25 protein-coding genes are annotated in these 21,317 nt (G+C 63.4%); 10 read left to right on the forward strand and 15 right to left on the reverse strand.

Annotated elements, in window-relative coordinates; all coding sequences use genetic code 11:
- Positions 1-431 precede the first annotated feature (431 nt).
- The 5 genes from ACQ4W4_RS02260 (at position 432) to ACQ4W4_RS02280 (ending at position 3,235) form a co-directional block, all read left to right on the forward strand.
- The gene (locus ACQ4W4_RS02260) at positions 432-1,001 is read left to right on the forward strand and encodes an RNA polymerase sigma factor (protein ID WP_034779551.1); all 570 of its coding nucleotides are present in this window, start codon (positions 432-434) and stop codon (positions 999-1,001) included.
- Positions 998-1,402, forward strand: coding sequence for a DUF3619 family protein (locus ACQ4W4_RS02265; RefSeq protein ID WP_219114349.1), 405 nt, complete (start codon positions 998-1,000; stop codon positions 1,400-1,402). The genes ACQ4W4_RS02260 and ACQ4W4_RS02265 overlap by 4 nt, the downstream gene beginning before the upstream one ends.
- A complete protein-coding gene (locus ACQ4W4_RS02270; protein WP_436540611.1) occupies positions 1,403-2,170 on the forward strand; it encodes a DUF3106 domain-containing protein in 768 nt (255 codons plus the stop codon).
- Entirely contained in the window at positions 2,160-2,696 is a 537-nt protein-coding gene (locus ACQ4W4_RS02275; protein WP_436540612.1) for an RDD family protein, read from the forward strand. Before ACQ4W4_RS02270 ends, ACQ4W4_RS02275 begins: the two co-directional genes overlap by 11 nt.
- A 62-nt stretch (positions 2,697-2,758) precedes the next feature.
- Entirely contained in the window at positions 2,759-3,235 is a 477-nt protein-coding gene (locus ACQ4W4_RS02280; RefSeq protein WP_436540613.1) for a group III truncated hemoglobin, read from the forward strand.
- An 87-nt stretch (positions 3,236-3,322) separates the two neighbouring features.
- Here the strand turns inward: ACQ4W4_RS02280 and ACQ4W4_RS02285 are convergent, their stop codons facing one another.
- The 15 genes from ACQ4W4_RS02285 to ACQ4W4_RS02355 all read right to left on the reverse strand — a co-directional run bounded on the left by ACQ4W4_RS02285 (position 3,323) and on the right by ACQ4W4_RS02355 (position 15,013).
- Entirely contained in the window at positions 3,323-4,081 is a 759-nt protein-coding gene (locus tag ACQ4W4_RS02285) for an rRNA pseudouridine synthase (RefSeq protein WP_436540614.1), read from the reverse strand.
- Between the two features lie 283 nt (positions 4,082-4,364).
- Entirely contained in the window at positions 4,365-5,282 is a 918-nt protein-coding gene (locus tag ACQ4W4_RS02290) for a class I SAM-dependent methyltransferase (protein WP_436540615.1), read from the reverse strand.
- Positions 5,269-5,463, reverse strand: coding sequence for a Fe-S cluster assembly protein IscX (gene iscX, locus ACQ4W4_RS02295; RefSeq protein ID WP_071076333.1), 195 nt, complete (start codon positions 5,461-5,463; stop codon positions 5,269-5,271). The genes ACQ4W4_RS02290 and iscX overlap by 14 nt, the downstream gene beginning before the upstream one ends.
- A 1-nt stretch (position 5,464) precedes the next feature.
- A complete protein-coding gene (fdx, locus tag ACQ4W4_RS02300; RefSeq protein ID WP_034750070.1) occupies positions 5,465-5,806 on the reverse strand; it encodes an ISC system 2Fe-2S type ferredoxin in 342 nt (113 codons plus the stop codon).
- 69 nt (positions 5,807-5,875) lie between these two features.
- On the reverse strand, positions 5,876-7,756 hold the full coding sequence (hscA, locus tag ACQ4W4_RS02305; protein ID WP_436540616.1) for a Fe-S protein assembly chaperone HscA: 1,881 nt from the start codon (positions 7,754-7,756) through the stop codon (positions 5,876-5,878).
- Positions 7,757-7,844: 88 nt separating this feature from the next.
- Positions 7,845-8,360, reverse strand: a complete 516-nt coding sequence (gene hscB, locus ACQ4W4_RS02310; RefSeq protein ID WP_100873814.1) for a Fe-S protein assembly co-chaperone HscB — start codon at positions 8,358-8,360, stop codon at positions 7,845-7,847.
- Positions 8,361-8,426: 66 nt separating this feature from the next.
- The gene (iscA, locus tag ACQ4W4_RS02315) at positions 8,427-8,747 is read right to left on the reverse strand and encodes an iron-sulfur cluster assembly protein IscA (RefSeq protein WP_034750079.1); all 321 of its coding nucleotides are present in this window, start codon (positions 8,745-8,747) and stop codon (positions 8,427-8,429) included.
- 51 nt (positions 8,748-8,798) lie between these two features.
- The gene (gene iscU / locus ACQ4W4_RS02320; RefSeq protein ID WP_034779562.1) at positions 8,799-9,188 is read right to left on the reverse strand and encodes a Fe-S cluster assembly scaffold IscU; all 390 of its coding nucleotides are present in this window, start codon (positions 9,186-9,188) and stop codon (positions 8,799-8,801) included.
- Positions 9,189-9,243: 55 nt separating this feature from the next.
- Positions 9,244-10,500 (reverse strand): IscS subfamily cysteine desulfurase, encoded by a 1,257-nt coding sequence (locus tag ACQ4W4_RS02325; protein WP_436540617.1) that lies wholly within the window; start codon positions 10,498-10,500, stop codon positions 9,244-9,246.
- 40 nt (positions 10,501-10,540) lie between these two features.
- Positions 10,541-11,017 carry a Fe-S cluster assembly transcriptional regulator IscR gene (gene iscR, locus ACQ4W4_RS02330; protein WP_034779566.1) on the reverse strand — a complete coding sequence of 159 codons (477 nt, stop codon included), beginning with the start codon at positions 11,015-11,017 and terminating at the stop codon, positions 10,541-10,543.
- Between the two features lie 216 nt (positions 11,018-11,233).
- Positions 11,234-11,785, reverse strand: coding sequence for a riboflavin biosynthesis intermediates N-glycosidase (gene ybiA, locus ACQ4W4_RS02335; RefSeq protein ID WP_436540618.1), 552 nt, complete (start codon positions 11,783-11,785; stop codon positions 11,234-11,236).
- Between the two features lie 38 nt (positions 11,786-11,823).
- Positions 11,824-12,603, reverse strand: a complete 780-nt coding sequence (locus ACQ4W4_RS02340) for a uracil-DNA glycosylase family protein (protein WP_436540619.1) — start codon at positions 12,601-12,603, stop codon at positions 11,824-11,826.
- Between the two features lie 136 nt (positions 12,604-12,739).
- Positions 12,740-13,390: a maleylacetoacetate isomerase gene (gene maiA / locus ACQ4W4_RS02345; protein WP_436540620.1), complete on the reverse strand. Its 651-nt coding sequence runs from the start codon at positions 13,388-13,390 to the stop codon at positions 12,740-12,742.
- A gap of 14 nt (positions 13,391-13,404) precedes the next feature.
- Positions 13,405-14,427, reverse strand: coding sequence for a fumarylacetoacetate hydrolase family protein (locus tag ACQ4W4_RS02350; protein ID WP_436540621.1), 1,023 nt, complete (start codon positions 14,425-14,427; stop codon positions 13,405-13,407).
- Positions 14,428-14,479: 52 nt separating this feature from the next.
- A complete protein-coding gene (locus ACQ4W4_RS02355; protein WP_152249937.1) occupies positions 14,480-15,013 on the reverse strand; it encodes a VOC family protein in 534 nt (177 codons plus the stop codon).
- Positions 15,014-15,131: 118 nt separating this feature from the next.
- On the opposite strand from ACQ4W4_RS02355, the gene ACQ4W4_RS02360 reads away from it, so the two are divergent.
- From ACQ4W4_RS02360 to ACQ4W4_RS02380, 5 genes are all read left to right on the forward strand, one after another.
- On the forward strand, positions 15,132-16,100 hold the full coding sequence (locus ACQ4W4_RS02360) for a LysR family transcriptional regulator (RefSeq protein ID WP_436540622.1): 969 nt from the start codon (positions 15,132-15,134) through the stop codon (positions 16,098-16,100).
- A gap of 62 nt (positions 16,101-16,162) precedes the next feature.
- Positions 16,163-16,747, forward strand: a complete 585-nt coding sequence (locus ACQ4W4_RS02365; RefSeq protein ID WP_436541111.1) for a gamma-glutamylcyclotransferase — start codon at positions 16,163-16,165, stop codon at positions 16,745-16,747.
- Positions 16,748-17,043: 296 nt separating this feature from the next.
- A complete protein-coding gene (locus ACQ4W4_RS02370) occupies positions 17,044-19,368 on the forward strand; it encodes a sigma 54-interacting transcriptional regulator (protein WP_436540623.1) in 2,325 nt (774 codons plus the stop codon).
- Positions 19,343-20,563: an S-methyl thiohydantoin desulfurase domain-containing protein gene (locus ACQ4W4_RS02375; protein WP_436540624.1), complete on the forward strand. Its 1,221-nt coding sequence runs from the start codon at positions 19,343-19,345 to the stop codon at positions 20,561-20,563. The genes ACQ4W4_RS02370 and ACQ4W4_RS02375 overlap by 26 nt, the downstream gene beginning before the upstream one ends.
- A complete protein-coding gene (locus ACQ4W4_RS02380; RefSeq protein WP_436540625.1) occupies positions 20,560-21,273 on the forward strand; it encodes an aspartate/glutamate racemase family protein in 714 nt (237 codons plus the stop codon). The genes ACQ4W4_RS02375 and ACQ4W4_RS02380 overlap by 4 nt, the downstream gene beginning before the upstream one ends.
- Positions 21,274-21,317 lie beyond the last annotated feature (44 nt).

Here is a 21,317-nt window from a genome sequence, read left to right on the forward strand (position 1 = left end):
CGCGACAGTGCTCCTGCTTCCCTTTTCATGCGGTCACGCCATTTCTTTGGGCACCCATAGATACCTTACAAAACAACGCTTAACGCAACTCGTTTGGCCGGAGTTTCTGTGGCGCCTGTACGAACCGCTCGCGCTTGTGGCGCGGGTTAGAACAAACTGCCTACAAATGAAAGCGCGTCTTGCCGCGGATGGCCTTGTGTGCCGGTCGCGACCTGACCATAGGGCTTTGGGGTGTTCAAAGCGTCCCATACGTTATCGCGTTGCACCATGATGGTCAAGGAAAATGTCGGCCTCGCTGCATTTTTGCCCGCACAACGTGCAAAAACCCTGCGGAAACGCACATTTTTTGCTAGCATGCACGGGGTTGCAAAAAGCATACCCGCCCCCATTTCGCCCACCGCACCCCGCAGCCGCTAAGATCCCCATACCGCATGGCAACAGACAAAGAATTATCCGACTTTCTAGAAAATGTCGAGCGGCGCGCTTTCAAGCAGGCCGCCTACGCGGTCCGCAAGGAAGAATCGGCCCTCGACATCGTGCAGGACGCCATGATCAAGCTGGCCGAGAAATACGGCGACAAGCCGGCCGCCGAGCTGCCGATGCTGTTCCAGCGCATCTTGCAGAACACCATCCTCGATTATTTCCGCCGCGAAAAAGTCCGCAACACCTGGGTCAGCCTGTTTTCCGGCATGAAGCCCTCGGGCGATGAACATGAAGATTTTGATATACTTGACACCTATGAATCGGAACAGGGCTCCAGCGCCGCCGAATCGTCGGCCGACCAGGTCGAACGCGCGCAAATCCTTGATTTGATTGATGCAGAGGTACAAAAACTGCCGTCACGTCAACGCGAAGCCTTCCTCATGCGTTATTGGCAGGACATGGATGTGGCTGAAACAGCGGAAGCGATGGGTTGCTCCGAAGGTAGCGTGAAAACACATTGCTCTAGAGCTACCCACACGCTCGCCGAATCGCTGAAAGCCAAGGGAATTAAATTATGAACACCGACGATCTCAATTTCGCTTACAAAGTGCGCCATGCACTGAACGAAAAACTCGACGACCTGCCCGCATCGGCCACCGATCGCCTGGCAGCGGCACGCAAGCTGGCCCTGTCGCGCAAGAAGGCGGACGCGCCCGCCGCCGTCGCCGTGCGCAAGGACGTCTTCGCCGGCATCGCCAGCCATTTGCTGGTCGAGCCGCTGTCGTGGCTGGGCCGCATGAGCGTGATCATCCCCCTGCTGCTGCTCGTCGGCGGCCTGGTGGGCATCTATCAGTTTGAGCAGGAACAACATATTGCCGAACTGGCAGAGATCGACGCCGCCGTGCTGTCGGACGAATTGCCGCTCTCCGCCTATATGGACCATGGCTTCAACGCCTATCTGACGAAACGCGAGCAATAAATGGCACGCTCGAGCGTACGCAAAGGCTGGCTGGCCGGCGGCATCGGCCTGGGCGCCTGCGCCCTGGCGGGCGCCGCCTGGGTAGGCGCGCAGCAACATGCCGCGCCCGCCGCCCCTCCCGCGACGGCAGCGCCCGTGGTGGCGCCGGCCCCGGCCTCGGCCGCCAAGCCCGGTTCACCCCGCACGGCCGGCAAGGGCGGCACGCCGCCCAAAGCCAGCGAGAATCCCTCGTGGAACAAGCTGTCGCGCGCGCAGCAGGAAGCCCTGCAGCCGCTGGCGGGCGAATGGAACAAGCTGGAACCGCTGCGCAAGCAGAAATGGCTCGATATCGCCAGCCGTTTTGCTTCGATGACGGCGGACGAGCAAATCCGCGTGCATGAACGCATGCGCGAATGGATCAAGCTGACGCCGGAACAGCGCCGCCTTGTGCGCGAAAACTACACGCGCACGAAGAAGATTGATCCTGGTCAGAAAACCGCGCAATGGGAGCAATACCAGCAGTTGCCGGAAGATCAAAAGAAAAAACTGGCGACCGAACTCGTGCCGAAAAAACCGCTGGGCAAGGTGCCCGCGATCAATTCGACCACGAGCAAGCCGCCCGTGATCGTGCCGCCCGCCACGCCGGCAGCGCCTGCCTCCGCGCCCGTCCTGCCGCCAGCCGCGGCGCCAGCGGCGGCCGTGCCGCTCACGGATCCTGCCGCGCCTCCCGCCGCCGTGCCTGTCACGCCACCTGTTACGCCTGCCCCACTGCCGAACAATGTCAAATAGCACACCTGCCGCCAGCCTCACTTCCCATCCCACGATCAAGCGCCGCCTGATTTCCATGGTGTACGAGTCGCTGCTGGCCCTGGCCGTGCTGTTCCTGCCCTTCCTCGCCTTCGAACTGATCGTGCAGGGCGCGCATACGCCGTTGACGGAACATATGCGCCAATGCCTGGCCTTCCTCGTCATGGGTGCGTATTTCATCCATCAGTGGAGCCGAGAAGGGCAAACACTGGCCATGAAGACGTGGCGCCTGAAAGTCGTGCTGCCGGGCCATGCCCACGTGCCGCTGCGCGTGGCAGCCTACCGCTACGTCCTGTCATGGATGTGGCTGCTGCCAGCGCTCGTGGCGGCGTATGCCTTCGACCTGCAGCACTGGACAGCCCTGGGCGCCATCGGCGTGGGCATCCTGGCCTGGTCGAGCACGGCCCTGTTCACGGGCAATGGCCAATTCCTGCACGACAAGCTCGTGGGCACGCAGATCGTGCAATTGCCGGCCCCGGCGAAGAAGCCGAAGAAAGTCGCCGCCTGAATTTTATGCGGCTTGACCTGGGTCATTGAAGCGCCACGGGGGCTCTGCGATCATGGCATGCCATGAACAATACCGCCCCCCTCCCCCACACCCGCTTCGCCCCCTACCGCGAGGAAGTCTGCAGCGAAGACGAAGTCAAGCATCTCGTCCACACCTTTTATGCGGCCGCGCGCGACGACGCCATGCTGGGCCCCATCTTTGCCGCCGAGGTCAAGGATTGGGATGCCCATCTGGCAACATTGATCGATTTCTGGTCAGGCTTGCTGCGCGGCACCATGCGCTACCACGGCAAGCCGCTGGCCCAGCACGCGCAAATGGAAAATCTCACGCCCTGCATGTTCCGCCGCTGGCTGACTCTGTTCTTCGCCACCACCGAAAGCATGGGCAATGCTGCCCTGCAAGAGAAGGCCGATACCATCGCCTTGAATATTGCCGAACGGCTATGGAAAAGCTTTGCGGAAAACCACGCGAGCAAATGCAGCCCGCAGCAAACAGCCATCCTCACGACGCCTGAGAAAACCGTAGCGAGCGGAAGCTAGTTGCGGCTAAGAAGCGCAACTGTACTCCAGTACAGTGAGCATCGCAGGCCGCAAATAGCGACGCGCAGCAGGTTTGCTCAGACGTTCCTAGAATCGTTCGTAGCCCTGCAGATAGCGCCATTGCCCCACGGGCATGGCGCCCATCGGGATGCGGCCGATGCGCAGGCGCTTCATGGCGACGACCTCCAGGCCCACCATCTTGCACATATGGGCGATCTGGCCCGGCTGCACGTTTTTCAGGGCGAAGCGCAATCGCGTCTCGTTCTGCCAGCTGACCTTGATCGGCGGCAAAGGCTTGCCATTGAAGGGCAAGCCGTGATTGAGCAGCGCCAGGCCGTTTTCCATGATGTCGCCCGATACTTCCACGATGAATTCCTGCTCCACCGTTTTCGCTTCGTCGACCAGCTTGCGGGCCACGCGGAAATCCTGCGTAAACACCAGCAGGCCGGACGCCATGGTGTCGAGCGGATTGGTGATGGTCAGACCGATCAAATGGCGCTTGAGAAAGCGCGTGACGGAGCTGGGCGCCACGTTCTCGGGCGTGAAGATCTCTTCGGGACGCAAACAGCTCAGGGCCGGCTTGCCTTCGCTGCCGATACCGCCATTGATGCCGGCCGGCTTGTGCAGCAGTATCGTCACGGGCGGCATTTCGTCCAAGGTCGCGTTCGGCAACAGCACCACCGTTTGATTGTCAGCCACGCGCGCGCCTGCTTCCTCCACCAGCACGCCATCGACCGTGACCCAGCCGCCCTCGATATACAGCTCGGCCTCGCGGCGCGAGCAGGGCACGTCTTCAGACAGGCGCTTGGCCAGGCGGACGGTGGGCATTTCGTGTGGTGTGGTCATGGGGAGGCGCAAAAAAGCAAGAGGAGGAGAAAGCCGGTATTGTAACCGACCCGCCCTTCCCCCTTTTTGTTGATTGCGCTGGAGATTGTCGGATTACGCGCGGAGCGCTAATCCGACCTACGCTGCGGATTGTCGGATTACGCTGCGGATTGTCGGATTACGCTGCTGATTGTCGGATTACGCTGCGCTAATCCGACCTACCCGACCTACCCGACCTATCCGACCTACTCGACCATGTGCGGCGCTGTAGGTTGGCTTAGCGGCTTGCCGCGTAAGCCAACAATCAGGCCTGCGCCTTCGCCAATTCCTCGGCAAAGAAGCGGTGGCCCATCTCTTCCAGGCCCAGGGTCTGCAGCACTTCCTGCAGGCGCTCCGTCGGGCGCTGGCGCGGCAGGTTTTTATAACTGGCGATGATCAGCTCATTCTTCATCGAATGCTCCCAGCCCACCAGCTCCGTCACGCTGACCTGGTAGCCGTGCGCTTCTAGCTGCAGACAGCGCAGCACGTTGGTGATCTGGCTGCCGAACTCGCGCGTGTGCAGCGGGTGGCGCCACAGTTCCGTCAAGACGTTCTTGCCCAGGCTCTTGCCCTTGTTCTTCTTCAGGACGGAAGCGACTTCCGCCTGGCAGCATGGCACCAGCACCATGAACTTTGCCTTTTTCTTCAGGGCGAAGTGGATCGCGTCATCGGTGGCCGTGTTGCACGCGTGCAAGGCCGTGACGATGTCGATCTGCTGGGGCAGCAAGGTCGATTCCGTCGATTCGGCCACGGACAGCGGCAGGAACGACATGCCGGGAAATTTGAATTTCTTGGCCAGCTCCTGCGAGCGCTGCACCAGCTCTTCGCGCGTCTCGATGCCATAGATGTGCGAACCGTCGTTGCCGTTCTTGAAAAACAAGTCGTACAGGATGAAGCCAAGATACGACTTGCCGGCGCCGTGGTCGACCAAGGACACGCCGGGGTGATCGAGCTGCACTTCGCGCAGCAGCGGCTCGATGAACTGCGTCAGGTGATATACCTGTTTCAGCTTGCGGCGGCTGTCCTGGTTCATCTTGCCGTCGCGCGTCAGGATGTGCAATTCCTGCAGCAAGGCGACCGACTGGCCATCCTTGATCTCGGGCATGTTGCTGGCGGCCGTGATGACGTCTTTCGGCGCAGCGGGTGCGGTGGCGGCCGGTGCCGCGCCCTTAGCGCGCTTCATCGATCCACGCCATCTGTATCGCTTCGAGCACTTTTTCGCCGCCGCGCGTGTGGTCATCATCGAAGCCGTCCAGTTCCACCACCCAGTTGTGCAGGTCGGTGAAACGCACGGTCAGCGGGTCGATGTCCGGATGCGCGTCGTACAGCGCCTCGGCGATCGCATGAATGTCGGACCATTTCATCTTAATGACTGCCTTCGCTGACCTGGTTGATCGTGTATTTCGGGATTTCGACGACGAGGTCGGCCTCGGCCACGATGGACTGGCACGACAGGCGCGACACGGCTTCCAGGCCCCAGGCCTTGTCCAGCATGTCTTCTTCCAGTTCCGTCGCTTCGTTCAGGGATTCGATGCCTTCGCGCACCAGCACGTGGCAGGTGGTGCAGGCGCACGATTTTTCGCAGGCGTGCTCGATGTCGATGTCGTTTTCCAGCAGGATGTCGCAGATGGACTTGCCGGCCGGGGCTTCGATGACGGCGCCGTCCGGGCAAAGCTTGGCGTGCGGCAGGATAACGATTTGTGGCATGGTGTCTTCTTTCAGTCTGTCATTCGGTGCGCGGCCGCGGCATGTGCGCGGCGCGCTGTTCAATTGGTTTTATACGACCTGGTCCAGGGACTTGCCGGTGAGAGCCGTGCGCACGCTGCGGTCCATGCGGCGCGAGGCGAAATCCTCGGTGCCGTCGGCCAGCGCCTCGATCGCCAGCTTCAGGGCCTGGTGGTCGATGGCGCCGCTTTGCGATTGCGCAATGGCGTCGCGCACCTTGCTCATCAGGCCGTCGACGGCTGCGCGCTCGTCCGCGTCCAGCAAAGCGCCGTCCTCGTCCAGCGCCGACTGCGTGGCCAGCAGGATGCGTTCCGCTTCCACCTGCTCTTCGCGCAGCGCGCGCGCCACCATGTCGACGTCGGCCGAGGTGTAGGAATCCTGCAGCATGCGGGCGATGTCGTCATCGCCCAAGCCGTAGGCCGGCTTGACGCTGATCGACGCTTCCACGCCCGAGCGCAGCTCGCGCGCCGAAACGGACAGCAGGCCGTCCGCATCGACCTGGTAGGTGATGCGGATGCGCGCGGCGCCCGCCACCATCGGCGGAATGCCGCGCAACTCGAAGCGCGCCAGGGAACGGCAATCGCTGACCAGTTCGCGCTCGCCCTGCAGCACGTGCACGGCCAGGGCCGTCTGGCCATCTTTAAATGTCGTGAATTCCTGGGCTCTGGCGCAGGGAATGGTCGAATTGCGCGGGATGATCTTCTCTACCAGGCCGCCCATGGTCTCGATGCCGAGCGACAGCGGGATCACGTCCAGCAGCAGCCAGTCGTCGCCGGCGGCGCGGTTGCCGGCCAGCAAATTCGCCTGAATGGCCGCGCCCAGCGCCACCACTTTGTCGGGGTCGATATTCGCGTGCGGCGTCGTGTGGAAGAACTCGCTCACGGCGCGCTGCACGTGCGGCATGCGCGTGGCGCCGCCCACCATCACCACGCCGTCGACGTCGTCCGCATCCACGTTCGCGTCGCGCAAGGCTTTCTTGATGGCGTTCATGGTTTTCACGACCAGGTGCGAAGTCATCGCGGCGAATTCTTCGGCCGTGATGCGCAGATGGATTTCTTCGCCCGAGTTCAGCTTGGCGTCGATCGTCGTTTCCGACTTGGTCGACAGCAATTCCTTGATCTCGCGCGCCTTCACCATCAGGATCGCCGTGTCTTCGTCCGACAGCGGCGCCAGCTTGGCGTGTTCGCTGATCCAGCAGAACAGGCGGCGGTCGAAATCGTCGCCGCCCAGGGCCGAGTCGCCGCCCGTGGACAGCACCTCAAACACACCCTTGCTCAGTTTCAGGATCGAGATGTCGAAGGTGCCGCCGCCCAGGTCGTACACGGCGTACACGCCTTCGGAGGCGTTATCGAGGCCGTAGGCGATGGCGGCGGCCGTCGGCTCGCTCAACAGGCGCAAGACATTGATACCGGCCAGCTGCGCCGCATCTTTCGTCGCCTGGCGCTGCGCGTCGTCAAAATACGCTGGCACGGTGATGACGGCACCCACCAGGTCGTCGCCCAGGGAATCCTCCGCGCGCTGGCGCAGGGTGGCGAGGATTTGCGCCGACACTTCGACGGGACTCTTCACGCCGGCGACGGTTTTCAGCTGCACCATGCCAGGCGTGTCCTGGAAATCGTAGGGCAGGTTTTCCGCATAGGCGATGTCGGCCAGGCCGCGGCCCATGAAGCGTTTGACGGAAACGATGGTGTTCTTCGGGTCCGTGGTTTGCGCAGCCAGGGCCTTGTAGCCGATGTTCGCGTGGCCGTTCGTCAGGTAGCGCACGACGGAAGGCAGCAAGGAGCGCCCGTCTTCGTCGTTGAGCACCTCGGGAATGCTGTTGCGCACGGTGGCGACCAGGGAATTGGTGGTGCCCAGATCGATGCCGACGGCCAGGCGGTGCTGGTGCGGCGCGGTCGACATGCCTGGTTCGGAAATTTGCAGAAGTGCCATTGTATTCGTGCCTCGATTAATTTTGTGCGTGATGCAGCTGATGCCTGTCGCGCATTATAAGACGCGCGCCGGACTGGCGCTTGGCCTGTCAAGCCTCGATGGCCTCATAGGCAAAACGGACTTCCTCGCCGAATTTGTCGAGGAACATCAGGGCGCGCACGCTTTGCGCCGCATTCACATAGTCGGCCGCGTCCAGCTGGGCGGCCACCTGGGCCAGCAGCGCCTTGCGTTCGCCGCGCAGTTGGCGGTCCAGGGCGTCGAGCGCGTCGGCATCCTTGCCGGCGCGGGCGTCGCCCAGTTCTTCGCGCCATTCCATCTGCTGCATCAGGAAGCTGACGGGCATGGCCGTGTTCGACTCCGTCTGCAAATCGACGCCATGGAGTTCGCACAGGTATTGCGCGCGTTTTTGCGGGCTTTTCAGGGTTTGGTAGGCTTCATTGGCGCGCGTGGCCCATTGCATCGCCACGCGCTTTTCAGCGCTGCTGGCGTTGATGAAACGGTCCGGATGGACCTTGCCCTGCACGTCGCGGTAGGCCGCGTCGAGCGCGCTCATGTCGAGCCCGAACTGCGCCGGCAACTGGAATAATTCGAAGTGGTTTTGCATAATGGTCAGTGGTCGCTGTACCGCAATCGATGGGTACAGCGCACCGACCGGGGTCTTGCCAGCTGTTTAAATCCTGAAGGACTCGCCGCAGCCGCAGGCGTCTTTTTCGTTCGGATTATGGAACTTGAAGCCTTCGTTCAAGCCTTCGCGCGCGAAATCGAGTTCCGTGCCGTCGATGTAAGGCAGGCTTTTCGGGTCGACGAAGACCTTCACGCCGTGCGATTCGAAGACGCTGTCTTCGGCCGCCGCTTCATCGACATATTCCAGCTTGTAGGCCAGGCCCGAGCAGCCCGTGGTACGCACGCCAAAGCGCAGGCCCATGCCCTTGCCGCGCCGTTCGATATAACGGTTGATGTGTTTCGCCGCTTTTTCGGTCAGTGTGATCATGTATTTCTCCGTAACTGCCCCGGCCTTGCGGCCGGGGCGGGCTACCAACGTTTAAGCTGCTGCCGGGTGACGGGTCTGGTAATCCAGAACAGCTGCCTTGATGGCGTCTTCCGCCAAGATGGAGCAGTGGATCTTCACTGGCGGCAGGGCCAGCTCTTCGGCGATCTGCGTGTTCTTGATGGCCAGCGCCTGGTCCAGGGTCTTGCCCTTGACCCACTCCGTTACCAGCGAGCTCGAGGCGATGGCCGAACCGCAGCCGTAGGTCTTGAATTTCGCGTCTTCGATCAGGCCGTCGGCGCCGACCTTGATCTGCAGTTTCATCACGTCGCCGCAGGCAGGCGCGCCTACCATGCCGGTGCCGATGGTTTCATCACCCTTGTCGAAAGCGCCCACGTTGCGCGGGTTTTCGTAGTGATCGAGTACTTTGTCCGAGTAAGCCATTTTGATGCTCCTTTAATATTCTTGCCGACCCCATTCGCAGGGGCCACGGTGTTGGTTAGTGGGCTGCCCATTGGATCGAATTAATGTCGATGCCCTCTTTGAACATGTCCCACAGCGGCGACAGCTCACGCAATTTGTGGACTTTCGATTTCAGCAGGTTGACGGCGAAATCGATGTCTTCCTCGGTCGAGAAGCGGCCGATGGTGAAGCGGATCGAGCTGTGCGCCAGTTCGTCGCTGCGGCCCAGGGCGCGCAGCACGTACGATGGTTCCAGGCTGGCCGAGGTGCAGGCCGAACCGGACGACACGGCGATATCCTTGATCGCCATGATCAGCGACTCGCCTTCGACGTAGTTGAAGCTGACGTTCAGGTTGTGCGGCACGCGGTGCTCCATGTCGCCGTTGATGTAGACTTCTTCGATCTCCTGCAAGCCCTTGGCCAGGCGGTCGCGCAAGGCCTGGATGCGGCCGATTTCGCTGTCCATCTCTTCCTTGGCGATGCGGAAGCTCTCGCCCATGCCGACGATCTGGTGCGTCGGCAGGGTGCCCGAGCGCAGGCCGCGCTCATGGCCGCCGCCGTGCATCTGCGCTTCCAGGCGCACGCGCGGCTTGCGGCAGACATACAGGGCGCCCACGCCTTTCGGGCCGTAGGTTTTATGCGCCGTGAAGGTCATCAGGTCGACCTTGGTCTTTTGCAGGTCGATGACGACCTTGCCCGTCGCTTGCGCGGCGTCGCAATGGAAGATGATGCCTTTCGAGCGGCAGAATGCGCCGATCTCGTCGATTGGCTGGATCACGCCGATTTCGTTGTTCACCAGCATCACCGACACGAGGATGGTGTCCGGGCGCACGGCCGCGGCCAGCTGCTCGACGGTGATCAGGCCGTTGTCCTGCGGCTCCAGGTAGGTCGCTTCGAAGCCGATGCGTTCCAGTTCGCGCACCGTGTCGAGCACCGATTTGTGCTCGGTCTTGACGGTGATGATGTGCTTGCCCTTGGTCTTGTAGAACTGCGCCGCGCCCTTGATGGCCAGGTTGTTGCTTTCCGTCGCGCCGGAGGTCCAGATGATTTCGCGCGGATCGGCGTTCACCAGGGCCGCCACGTGGCCGCGCGCCTCTTCCACGGCTTTTTCCGCCGTCCAGCCGTACATGTGGCTGCGCGAGGCCGGATTGCCGAACTGCTCGCGCAGGTAGGGAATCATCTTGTCGGCGACGCGGGGATCGATCGGCGTGGTGGCCGAGTAATCCATGTAGATCGGGAAATGCGGTGCGGTTTCAAAGTGCACTTGGCCTACGTTTTTTTCTGGGGCGTTCATCAATAACTCCTGCAATCAGCAACTTGGTATTTTGTTATGTTCAACCGAGGGCGGCGTGGTTACGGTGCATCACCATCACGCTTTGTTCGGCAATCTTTTGTCTCTGCTGGTCGACCAGGTCCTGCAAGGACACAGAATCCAGATAGTCGACCATTTTTTCGTTGAGCGTGGACCACAATTCATGCGTCATGCAGCGCGCGCCCGTGGCCGCGTCGGCGCCGTGGCAATGTTCCTTGCCGCCGCACTGCGTGGCATCGAGCGGCTCGTCGACGGCGATGATGATGTCGGCCACCGTCACCTTGTCGGCACGGCGCGCCAGACTGTAGCCGCCGCCGGGGCCGCGGATCGATTCGACGATCTCATGGCGGCGCAGCTTGCCGAACAGCTGTTCCAGGTAGGACAGGGAAATCGACTGGCGCTGGCTGATGCCGGACAAGGTGACCGGTCCCTTGCCCTGACGCAGGGCAAGATCGATCATCGCAGTCACGGCAAAACGGCCTTTTGTAGTCAGACGCATACATCCTCGGTTCAACTAGTTTAAAATATTGCGGTTTTTCAACTTCTCAAACCCTGAGTAGTTGAATGATTTAGTCAAGTATAACAAATTCGGCGGGGTTTGTCAGAGCGCCCCCCGATGACCACAGGGCTGGCAGGGGCATGGCCGGCCGCGCCAGGCGCGGTGGCATCAGGAAAACAACAATCGGGAAGTCGCGGGCGGGCGCAGCGTCAATTCTCAGCCCCGTAAAGCCGTCCGTACTTTCATCAGTTCAAACCCCAGCAGATTCAAGCCGTCCCAGGTGGCTGGGTCGCCGATGCGCGGATTGTCCGACGCCAGGCCCACGCCCCATATGCGGTCGACGGGACTGGCTTCGACGATGACGCGCTCGCCCGTGCCCAGCAAGAACTTGCGCAGCGCGGCTTTTTGCGAGAACTTGGCAAAGTTGCCATCGAAGACGATGCCGGCGCGCGCCGCTTCCCACACCTTGGCGTCAAAATTGGCCACTTCGCGCCCCAGCTTCTTGACTTCCGACGGCCGCCCGGCCGCCACGATGCGCGCCTGCACGGCCGTGTCGCCGAACAGGGCCGCCTTTTGCGCCATCATGTAGTGTTCGGCCGTCGCATACGTCACGCCGGCCAGGCTGAACGGCGACGGAAACCACTGGCTGAAGCAGCTTTTGTCGGGCACCTGCGGCTGCGCCGGCGTATGGCCCCAGAAATACAGATAGTCGGGCTCGCCGCCCGCGGCGATCCACGCCTTCAATTCTTCCACGTTACTGATTTGCATATTCCCCGCACTTCCGCCAGACAGGCGATGATTCAAGCTCAAGCACGCAACAGTTGCATCGGGCCAAACAGGGCCTGCATGTCGCTGTTGCCGATAAAGGACAGATTATACGGATGTTCCGCCGTCACCTGCGGCAACGATGCCGCCACCGGCAGCCGTTTGATCAGCTCGGCAATCTTGCCCCACAGCACCAATTGCGGCGGCACCGCCCCGCCCTGTTGCACCAGAGCTTCCAGCACCACCTGCAGGAAGGGCAGCCAGCCGCGCGCATCCTGCACGGGCGGCACGTGGGAACGGAACACCAGCGCGGCATTCAGCAGCAAAAAGCCCTGCTCCGTCATCTTGCGCTGCAAGTCGGGCAGGGTCTGGATCACGCCGCTGCCCGCTTGCAGCGCGGCGGCCGCCACGGGCGCCATGGCCGCGCCGGACGTGTCGCCACCCTGCAGCTGGCCGTCGGCCACCAGCAGCATCTTCATGAAGTTGCGCAGGGACGTGGCGCGGTTGACCGGCTTCGACAGGCCCGTGGCCGACCACAGGCTGCCGACGGCGCCATCCATGAAGCACACGCCCGTGGCGCTGTCGGCGCGCGGATACGGCCCCTCGCCCACCAGCACGTAGCGCACCTGCGCCAGCGGCAGGGCAAAGGCGGCGAACAGCCGGCCCTGCGTGGGCAGGTAATCATCGGCGGCCAGCGCCGGCAGGTAGGCGGGATCGGCCGCCATCACGGCGTGCAAGCCGCGCAGCAGGATGGGACGCCAGGAAGCATGCGCCAGGGACAGGGCATCGGTGATGCTGGCAGGTACGGTTGTTGCGGTCATGGCGCGTCGGTAAAATATTTGGGCAAACGCAAATTGTAGCCTACCGGCAAGCAGGCATTGACTGCCGCAAATCAATCACGCAGAAAAAAACCCCGCCTGTTGCCCGGCGGGGTTTTCTGCATTGCGCCTTACAACACTATTCGGCGTCGGGCTGCCGCGACGGGTGCGCGGCGATAAACGCCGGCAGGCCGGCGCAATGCGCGTGGATGCGCGCCACGCGCGGGTACGGCGCCAGGTCGATGGCGAAGCGCTGCGCATTGAACACTTGCGGCACCAGGCAGCAATCGGCCATCGTCGGGCTGTCGCCATGGCAGAACAGGCCCGTGCCGGCCGGGTCGCCCTGCGCCAGCAGCGCTTCCACGGCCGCCAGCCCCTCGGCCATCCAGTGGCGGTACCACTCCTGCTTGGCCTCGTCCGACAGTCCCAGGGTGTTTTTCAGGTATTTCAGCACGCGCAGATTCGTCAGCGGATGGGCGTCGCAGGCGATCGCCAGCGCCAGCGCGCGCACGCGGGCGCGTCCCAGCGCGTCCGCCGGCAGCAGCGGCACGCCAGGGCGCGTCTCGTCCAGGTACTCGAGCATGGCCAGCGACTGCGTCAGGATGGCGCCCTCGTCGTCGAGCGCCGGCACCAGGGCCGACGGGTTGACGGCGCGGTAGGCAGGCAGCAGTTGCTGTCCGCCGTCCTGCAGCAGGTGCACGGGGATGCTGTCGTAAGCGATGCCCTTCAAATTCAAGGCAATGCGCACGCGGTAGGCGGCCGAACTGCGGAAATAGGTGTACAGCTTCATGGGGCGGCCTCCCCTCAGGCGCGGCCGGCGTACAGCGCGACAGTCTGCTCGATGCTGCCGAAGATGCTGGCGCCCGCCGCGTCGCGCATCTCGATGCGCACCGTGTCGCCGAACTTCAGGTACGCCGTCTTCGGCGCGCCGTGTTCGATGGTTTCATACATGCGCACTTCGGCCAGGCAGCAGTAACCCACGCCGCCATTTTCGATGCTGGAACCGAACAGATTGCCCTGCTTGTTCGACACGGTGCCCGAGCCAACGATGCTGCCGGCGCCCAGTTCGCGCGTCTTCGCCGCATGGGCGACGAGCTGCGCAAAATTGAAGGTCATGTCTTCGCCCGCATTCGGTTTGCCGAACGGTTTGTCGTTCAAGTCCACCAGTAGCGGCAGGTGCAGCTTGCTGTCCGTCCAGTCAGCACCCAGCTCGTCGGGCGTGACGGCGACAGGCGAAAACGCGCTGGCCGCCTTCGACTGGAAGAAACCAAAACCCTTGGCCAGTTCGCCAGGAATCAGGTTGCGCAGCGAGACATCGTTGACCAGCATGACCAGGCGAATCGCTTGCGCCGCGTCGTCCGCGCTGGCGCCCATGGGCACGTCGCCCGTGATCACCGCCACCTCCGCCTCCAGGTCGATGCCCCACTCTTCCGACAGCGCGAAGATGGGGTCGCGCGGGCCGATGAAACTGTCCGAGCCGCCCTGGTACATCAGCGGATCCGTGTAGAACGAGGCCGGCACTTCCGCGTTGCGCGCCTTGCGCACCAGCTCCACGTGGTTGATGTAGGCGGAACCGTCGGCCCACTGGTAGGCGCGCGGCAGCGGCGAGTGGCACAGCTTTTCATCAAACGGCTGCGCGTCCGGCGCCTGGCCCGCATTCAGGGCCGCGTAGGCGGTTTCGAGCTTGGGCGCCACGGCGTCCCAGTTGTCGAGCGCCGCCTGCAGGGTGGGAGCGATGGCGGCCACGCGCTGGTACTGGCGCAGGTCGCGGCTGACGAGGATCAGGGCGCCGTCGCGGCTGCCGTTTTTCAGGGTTGCGAGTTTCATGGAGTGTGTTCCTTGTTTGGCGTAGTGTTCAGGGAGTGTCGAACCGCGGGGTTCAGGCCTCGGCCGGCGCGTGCATCCAGGCGGCGTGCTTGGGCGCGCGGCGCGTCTGCGACCATTCTTCCAGCATTTCCCATTTGACGGCGTCCAGCTTGGCCATCATCTCGGGCGTGCCCACGTTGGCCGCCAGCTCCAGGCGGTGGCCGTTCGGATCGAAGAAATAGATCGACTGGAAGATGGCGTGGTTGACGGGACCGAGCACCTCGATGCCGCCGGCCACCAGGCGCTCCTTGGCGGCCAGCAATTCCTCCATGCTGCCCACCTCCAGCGCCAGGTGCTGCACCCAGGCCGGGGTATTGCGGTCGCGATCCATCGGCGGCTGCGTCGGCAGCTCGAAGAAGGCCAGCACATTGCCCTGGCCCGCGTCGAGGAAAACGTGCATGTACGGGTCCGGCGCCTTGGTCGACGGCACCAGGTCTTCGGCGATGGCGAGGACGAAATTCATGTTCAAATGCTTGACGTACCACTCGACGGTTTTCTTCGCGTCGATGCAGCGGTAGGCGACGTGGTGGATTTGCTTGATTTTCATGCGGTCTGTCTCCGATGGATGGCGCCCTGGGCGCGATGTTTTTCAGCTTTTCACCATTAGAATCGAGTTCCAGCTATCATACAAACAATTTTTAACCATCGATTTATCGGATTATCTTATGAGTCCCAGCCTGCGACAGATGCGCGCCTTCGTGGCGCTGGCCAAGACCGGCAGTTTTACCCTGGCCGCCGAATACCTGCACGTGACGCAGTCGGCCTTGAGCGGCTTGATCAAGGAACTGGAAAGCGTGCTGGGCGTGCGCGTGGTCGAGCGCAGCACGCGCAAGACGCAGCTGTCGGAAATCGGCCGCGAGCTGTATCCGCTGTTCGAGAAGATGATCGAGGACCTCGACGGCGCCATGGCCGGCATCGCCCAGCGCAAGGCCCTGAAAACGGGCATGGTGCGCATCGCCGCGCCGCAGATGATGGCATGCACCCTGCTGCCGGAAGTGATCGCCGCCTACCGCCAGGCGCACCCGGACGTGCAGCTGCGCCTGGTCGACTGCCCAGTGGAGAATGTCTCGGCGCGCGTCTTCAGCGGCGAAGTCGACTTCGGCATCGGCCCCGAACGCGATCCGACGGCGGAAATCGCCGCGCAGGTACTGTTCGAAATGCCCTTCGTGCTGGTCTTCCCCGAGCAGCATCCGCTGCGGCAAAAGGAAAGAGTCACCTGGGCCGACGTGGGCGACTACCCGTTCATTTCGCTGCAGGGCCAGTTCACGGAGCGCCTGCTGCGCGACATGCACGGCGCGTTTCGCGAGCTGTCGCTCAATCCCTACAATGAAGTGACCTTCATGACGACGGCGCTGGCCATGGTCAGCGCCAACCTGGGCATCACGGTCTGCCTGCCGTACGCGGAACCGATGGTCAAACTATACAACTTGCACATGCGCGCCCTGCACGAGCCGGAACTGACGCGGCGCTTTTTCGTCTACACGAAAACGGGCCGTTCGCTGTCGCCGGCGGCCGCAAGCTTCATGGCCTTCCTGTTCCAGTTCGTCGAGACGCACGAGTGGAACGTGGGCGCGGGCGGCGGCGCGGCACGCGAGGCCCTGCCGGCCGACAGCGCAGCGGGCAGCGCCTTATAATGGCGCATCGCCCCTTCTCCGCTTGAACCATGACGCAGCCTGACCAGCATGACCTGTCGCCCATCGACGCCGCCACCATCGCCATCAACCAGCGCATGAACAAATTCGACGGCCACGAACAGGTCTGGCTGTTCGGCTACGGCTCGCTGATCTACAAGGCCGACTTCCCCTATATCGAGCGCCGTCCCGCCAGCATCGAAGGCTGGACGCGGCGCTTCTGGCAAGGCTCGCACGACCACCGTGGCACGCCGATGGCGCCGGGCCGGGTCGCCACCATCGTGCCGCAGGCCGGCGCCGTGTGCGACGGCATGGCGTATCTGATCACGCCCGAAGTCTTCGCCCACCTCGACCACCGCGAAAAGAACGGCTACCTGCGCCTGGCCACCGACATCACCTTCGACGATGGCGGCAAGGTCGAAGGCCTGGTGTACATCGCCAACGAGGAAAACGCCGCCTTCCTCGGCGCCGCGCCGGAACTGGACATCGCGCGCCAGATCGCCCGTTCACACGGCCCAAGCGGCCCGAACAGCGAATACCTGCTGCACCTGGCCAGCGCCCTGCGCGAGCTGGGCAAGAGCGATCCCCACGTCTTTGCTATCGAGCAACATCTGGCGCAATTGAAGGATGCCCAGCCTGCAGCGCAGTGAGTGACGGCGGGCCGCCAGCTTGCAAGATGCAAGCGATGAATATCTTTTTATTGTGACAATTGACGACTATCCCCTGTTTTATTAGCGCCCATAATCGGAACGCGCGATTCCTTATGCATGAATGGAGCAACGGTACGCGTCAACAGGCAACGGGGCCGTACATCCATAACAATCACTGCCCTGCACGATAGAAGCGACTTCATCGGAGCGAGACGACCATGTCCGACAGGACTATGCTGCAACAGCATGGCAGGCAGCCGCATTGCGTTCTGCCCGGGACGGGTGCCATTGCTCCTGTGCAAGCCCCCCTACATCGCGCCAGCCTCGGGGGCGGGCTGAACGTCATTGGCAACTCCCCCATCTTCCAGCGCCTGCTGCGCATGGTCGAAGCCGTGGCGCCGACCCGCTGTACGGTGCTCATCAGCGGCCCCACCGGTTCCGGCAAGGAAATCATCGCCCAGCTCGTGCACCGGCAAAGCGGCGATCCCGGCGCGCCCTTTGTCGATCTCAACTGTGGCGCCCTGCCGGAACACTTGATCGATGCGGAACTGTTTGGCCATACCAAGGGGGCATTTACGGGAGCGCTCAGCAGCCGCGCCGGTTTTTTCGCCCAGGCGGGACAAGGCACGCTGTTTCTCGATGAAATCGGCGAATTGCCGCTGGCGGTACAAAGCAAGCTGCTGCGCGTGCTCGAATCGCGCTGTTTCCGGCCGCTGGGCGGCGGCGATACCCAGCCGTTCAACGGCCGCATCGTGGCCGCCACCCATTGCGACCTGGCCGCGATGGTGCAGGCTGGCCGTTTCCGCGAAGACTTGTATTACCGGCTGGCGGTATTGAAACTCGACGTGCCGGGCCTGGACCAGCGCCGTGGCGACGTCGCCGCCCTCGCCGCGCACTTTGCCGGCCAACAAAAGCGGCCCATCCGCTTTACCGCCACCGCCATGGAAAGCCTGTGCCGGCAAGCCTGGCCCGGCCATATCCGCGAACTGCGCAACCTGGTCGAACGGCTGTCGATACTGGCCGAATCACCGTTGATCGATGCGCACAGCCTGGAAACCTTCCTGTCGGCCGGCAAGCCGGAGGATGCCGATCGCACGCTGCTGGCGGAAGCGCTCATGCGGCTGGACGGCGATGACAAGCTGGCTGCCGCGCAACAATTGCTGATCGACTATGCGATGCGCCTTGCCGATGGCAACAAGACGATCGCGGCCCGCCACCTGGGCATCAACCGCAAGGTCATCGAACGCCGCCTGCACGGCGACGAGGAGCGCAGTAATTTCGCCCGCGTCTGCCTGCTGGAGGGGCGCGCACTGATCGAGGCGGCCCGCTTCAAGGAAGCCATCGAAGTGTTGCGCCGCGGCCTCACCTTGCTGGCCGCCGATGCGCACCCCTGCACGGCACGCCGCCTGAGCTGCGACCTGCACCGCTGGCTGGCCATCTCGCACCGCGGCATCAGCGGATGGCAAAGCGCCGAAGCGCTGGCCTGCTATCGGCAGGCATTGCAGGAGGCGGCGGCGCTGGGCGACGAGGTGGAAATCACCGCCCTGCGCTTCGGCATCTGGAGCACGCAGTTGATGGCGCTGGACCTGACGGCGGCCCGGGCCACGGCACAGGACATGCTGCAGCGGGCGCAGGCGATAGGCGACACGGATTTGCTGTCGCAAGCTCACCTGGCCCTGGCCAACACGCTGTTCTGGCTCGGCGACTACCGCGAGACGCTGGCCTGCCTGGAGCGCGGACACCTGCTCTGCGGCGCGGTACTGGCCGAAACCGGAGGACAGGGCCTGGACATCGCCGCGCTGTCCTCCACCTTCGAAGGCCTGTCCTGCTTCCAGAGTGGCGCCTTCCGGCGCGCGCGCCTGGTCATGGAACAACTGACATTGCGCGGCACCGCCGACAACCCGCACCCCTTCCATCGCGCCATCGCGCTGCAGGGCGCCGCATGGCTCGCCTGCATGTTCGAAGACTGGACCCTGCTGGCAAACCTGGCGGCGGACCTGAAAACCGTCGCCAGCGAATATGGCTACCAGTTTTATCTGGGGGTGGGCCAGATATTCCATGCCTGCGCATTGGCGCCGGGCAACACCCATGTGCAAATCGAGCAGCGCATCGCCCATGGCTACCAGCACTACATGCTGTGCGAAGGCGGCATGCTCTTCCATTCATTCCAGGCCTGGAAGCGGGGCGAACTGCTGCTGTCGGCAGGCTTGCCATCGCAAGCCCGGCAGTTGCTGCACGGTGCCATCGAACTGGCGCTGGAACATGGCGAACGGGCCTATCTGGTCGAATTGCTCGACATGCACGCCCAGACGTGGATCGCGGTGGGCGACCTGGACAAGGCGGAACACGAGCTGGGCAGTGCGCTGTCGACCGCCAAGGCGCTGGGCGCGGCGGCCGGCAGCCTGCTGGTGGCGACCCGCCTGGCGCAACTGCTGCTGCAGCGCGGACGCCGGCCCGAAGCGCTGGAGCACCTCACGCGCGCCTTGCGCGGCGTGGAGCGCGACACGGCTTTCCCCCGGTTTGCCCAGGCTCTGCAGTTGCAGGCCACCCTGGCGCAAGCCTTTTCCATGTCATGCCAACCTGAGGACCCGCATCATGAGCTATCTGCTGAACCACGATGACCTTGAATCGCTATTGCTGGGAGCTTGCTTCTTCGGCAGTGGCGGCGGCGGCACGCTTACTTCCGCGCGCAGCCTGCTGGCCCAGTTCCACGCCGGCGATTATTATCCGGACGCCCGGGTCCGCGTGGTCAGCGTCGACGAAGCCACCGACGGCGATACCGTCATGGTGGCTTACCTGGGTTCGCCCGTGGCCATCAATGGCGCCCATTTTCCACGCGGCCCCGTCGATGCCGTGATCGCCGTCAGGGAGCGCCTGGCGCTGGAAAATCGCACACTGTCTTACCTGGCGCCACCGGAGAGCGGCGCGCTGGGGTTCATCGTCGCCTGCCTGGTCGCCGCCCACTTGGGGCTGGCGGTGATCGACGCCGACGGCGCCGGCCGCGCCGTTCCCTCGCTGCCCCAGCTGACCTATGCGGCCGCGCAAATCAATCCACGACCGGCCTTCCTCGTCAGCCAGGCCGGACTGCGCGTGGAACTCGACGTCCAGCCCAGCCAGGGCGTGAACGGCGCCCATTCCCATCAGCAAGACGTGGCAACGATCATTGACCAGATGATGCGCCCCATCGTCTCGCAAGCCGACTTCAAGCAGTTCGGCGGACTGGCAATGTGGATCATGGCGCCGGCTGAACTGGCCCGGGCGATGCCGGTGCGCGGCACCCTGGGACGTGCCCTGCGCCTGGGCCGCGAACTACAGGCAGGACGCGTGCGCAGCGCGGACGAACTGGTCACCTATCTGGCGCTGCAATTCGACATGCGAGCCCGGCCCCTGTTTCCGCAGGGCACATTCGTCGCCGCCGAAGTCGAATCGCGCGATGGCTTCGACCTGGGCAAGATTACCATCCGCGCCGGTGAGCGGCTATGCACGATCCTGTACCAGAACGAATCGCTGCTGGCCTGGGACAGCAGCCGCAGCAGCCCCATCTGCATGGCACCCGACACCATCAGCTACCTTGTCGAGGGCGATGGCCAGGCCGTGTATTCGAATGGCGACTTGCTGCTGCCGGACGGCTCCCTCGACCCGGCCCTCCTGCAGCGCAAGGTGACGCTGCTGGGCCTGGAAGCCAATCCCGTACTGCGCGAACGGGGCGGCCTGATACTGGACAGCTTCATGCAACTGCTCGACACCATCGGCTACCTGGGCCCGTATGTGCCGCTCAGTGGCAATGCCAGCGCAGCGGCAGGGAGCGCCGCATGAAGGCGCTGCGCATCTGCATCGTGGCGCCGGTGGCCACCGACGCCTACAACCAGCGCCTGCTAGCCGCCGTCCAGCCCGTGATGCCGCCCGATGTCGAAGTGACTGTGCGCAATATTTCCACCGGGCACGACTGCATCGAATACCGCGTCGACTGGCTGCAAAACGGCTATCCGGTGGTGCAGCTGGCCAGGGAAATCGAACGCGACGGCTATGACGGCATCTGGCTCAGCGACTTCGACATGTGCGGCGTGGAGGCGGCGCGCGAAGTGATCGACATCCCCATTCTCGGCGGCTTTCCGCCCGCCGCCTTTACCGCGCTGGCACTGAGCCAGCGCCTGTCGATCATGACGATACTGCCCAGCACGCTCGCCATGCAGCAGGGCCACATGCAAGCCTACGGCTTGCAGGACAGCTTCGCCTCCATCCGCTCCATCGACTGTCCCGTCGGCGACCTCGACAAGCTGGACAAGGTGGTGGAAAAAACCTTCCAGGCCGCCATGCTGGCCGTCCAGGAAGACGGCGCCCAGTCCATCCTGCTCGGCTGCACCGGCTTTGTCGGCGTCGCCGCGCGCGTCACCGCCCTGCTGGAAGATGCGCTGCACACCTATGTGCCGGTGATCGATCCGAACCAGGCAGGCTTCAGCTTCCTGGTTTCCCTCGTGCGCATGGGCCTGCGTCCCAGCCGCGCCTGCTACAGCAAGCATCGCTGAGGCAGCACGCGCGCCCGGGTCACGCCATGCCGTGTCCCGGGCGC

This window comes from Janthinobacterium glycogeni (genome assembly GCF_051380725.1).
GTDB lineage: Bacteria > Pseudomonadota > Gammaproteobacteria > Burkholderiales > Burkholderiaceae_D > Janthinobacterium.

Bases quoted from the DNA above. Each gene is read 5' to 3' on its own strand.
- ACQ4W4_RS02265 (WP_219114349.1), top strand. From the start codon at position 998: ATGAACACCGACGATCTCAATTTCGCTTACAAAGTGCGCCATGCACTG.
- ACQ4W4_RS02355 (WP_152249937.1), bottom strand. From the start codon at position 15,013: ATGAAAATCAAGCAAATCCACCACGTCGCCTACCGCTGCATCGACGCG.
- ACQ4W4_RS02280 (WP_436540613.1), top strand. From the start codon at position 2,759: ATGAACAATACCGCCCCCCTCCCCCACACCCGCTTCGCCCCCTACCGC.
- hscB (WP_100873814.1), bottom strand. From the start codon at position 8,360: ATGCAAAACCACTTCGAATTATTCCAGTTGCCGGCGCAGTTCGGGCTC.
- ACQ4W4_RS02360 (WP_436540622.1), top strand. From the start codon at position 15,132: ATGAGTCCCAGCCTGCGACAGATGCGCGCCTTCGTGGCGCTGGCCAAG.
- iscA (WP_034750079.1), bottom strand. From the start codon at position 8,747: ATGATCACACTGACCGAAAAAGCGGCGAAACACATCAACCGTTATATC.
- ACQ4W4_RS02380 (WP_436540625.1), top strand. From the start codon at position 20,560: ATGAAGGCGCTGCGCATCTGCATCGTGGCGCCGGTGGCCACCGACGCC.
- fdx (WP_034750070.1), bottom strand. From the start codon at position 5,806: ATGCCACAAATCGTTATCCTGCCGCACGCCAAGCTTTGCCCGGACGGC.
- iscX (WP_071076333.1), bottom strand. From the start codon at position 5,463: ATGAAATGGTCCGACATTCATGCGATCGCCGAGGCGCTGTACGACGCG.
- iscR (WP_034779566.1), bottom strand. From the start codon at position 11,017: ATGCGTCTGACTACAAAAGGCCGTTTTGCCGTGACTGCGATGATCGAT.
- ACQ4W4_RS02325 (WP_436540617.1), bottom strand. From the start codon at position 10,500: ATGAACGCCCCAGAAAAAAACGTAGGCCAAGTGCACTTTGAAACCGCA.
- ybiA (WP_436540618.1), bottom strand. From the start codon at position 11,785: ATGCAAATCAGTAACGTGGAAGAATTGAAGGCGTGGATCGCCGCGGGC.
- ACQ4W4_RS02350 (WP_436540621.1), bottom strand. From the start codon at position 14,427: ATGAAACTCGCAACCCTGAAAAACGGCAGCCGCGACGGCGCCCTGATC.
- maiA (WP_436540620.1), bottom strand. From the start codon at position 13,390: ATGAAGCTGTACACCTATTTCCGCAGTTCGGCCGCCTACCGCGTGCGC.
- ACQ4W4_RS02275 (WP_436540612.1), top strand. From the start codon at position 2,160: ATGTCAAATAGCACACCTGCCGCCAGCCTCACTTCCCATCCCACGATC.
- hscA (WP_436540616.1), bottom strand. From the start codon at position 7,756: ATGGCACTTCTGCAAATTTCCGAACCAGGCATGTCGACCGCGCCGCAC.
- ACQ4W4_RS02270 (WP_436540611.1), top strand. From the start codon at position 1,403: ATGGCACGCTCGAGCGTACGCAAAGGCTGGCTGGCCGGCGGCATCGGC.
- ACQ4W4_RS02290 (WP_436540615.1), bottom strand. From the start codon at position 5,282: ATGAAGCGCGCTAAGGGCGCGGCACCGGCCGCCACCGCACCCGCTGCG.
- ACQ4W4_RS02260 (WP_034779551.1), top strand. From the start codon at position 432: ATGGCAACAGACAAAGAATTATCCGACTTTCTAGAAAATGTCGAGCGG.
- ACQ4W4_RS02375 (WP_436540624.1), top strand. From the start codon at position 19,343: ATGAGCTATCTGCTGAACCACGATGACCTTGAATCGCTATTGCTGGGA.
- ACQ4W4_RS02340 (WP_436540619.1), bottom strand. From the start codon at position 12,603: ATGACCGCAACAACCGTACCTGCCAGCATCACCGATGCCCTGTCCCTG.
- ACQ4W4_RS02285 (WP_436540614.1), bottom strand. From the start codon at position 4,081: ATGACCACACCACACGAAATGCCCACCGTCCGCCTGGCCAAGCGCCTG.
- iscU (WP_034779562.1), bottom strand. From the start codon at position 9,188: ATGGCTTACTCGGACAAAGTACTCGATCACTACGAAAACCCGCGCAAC.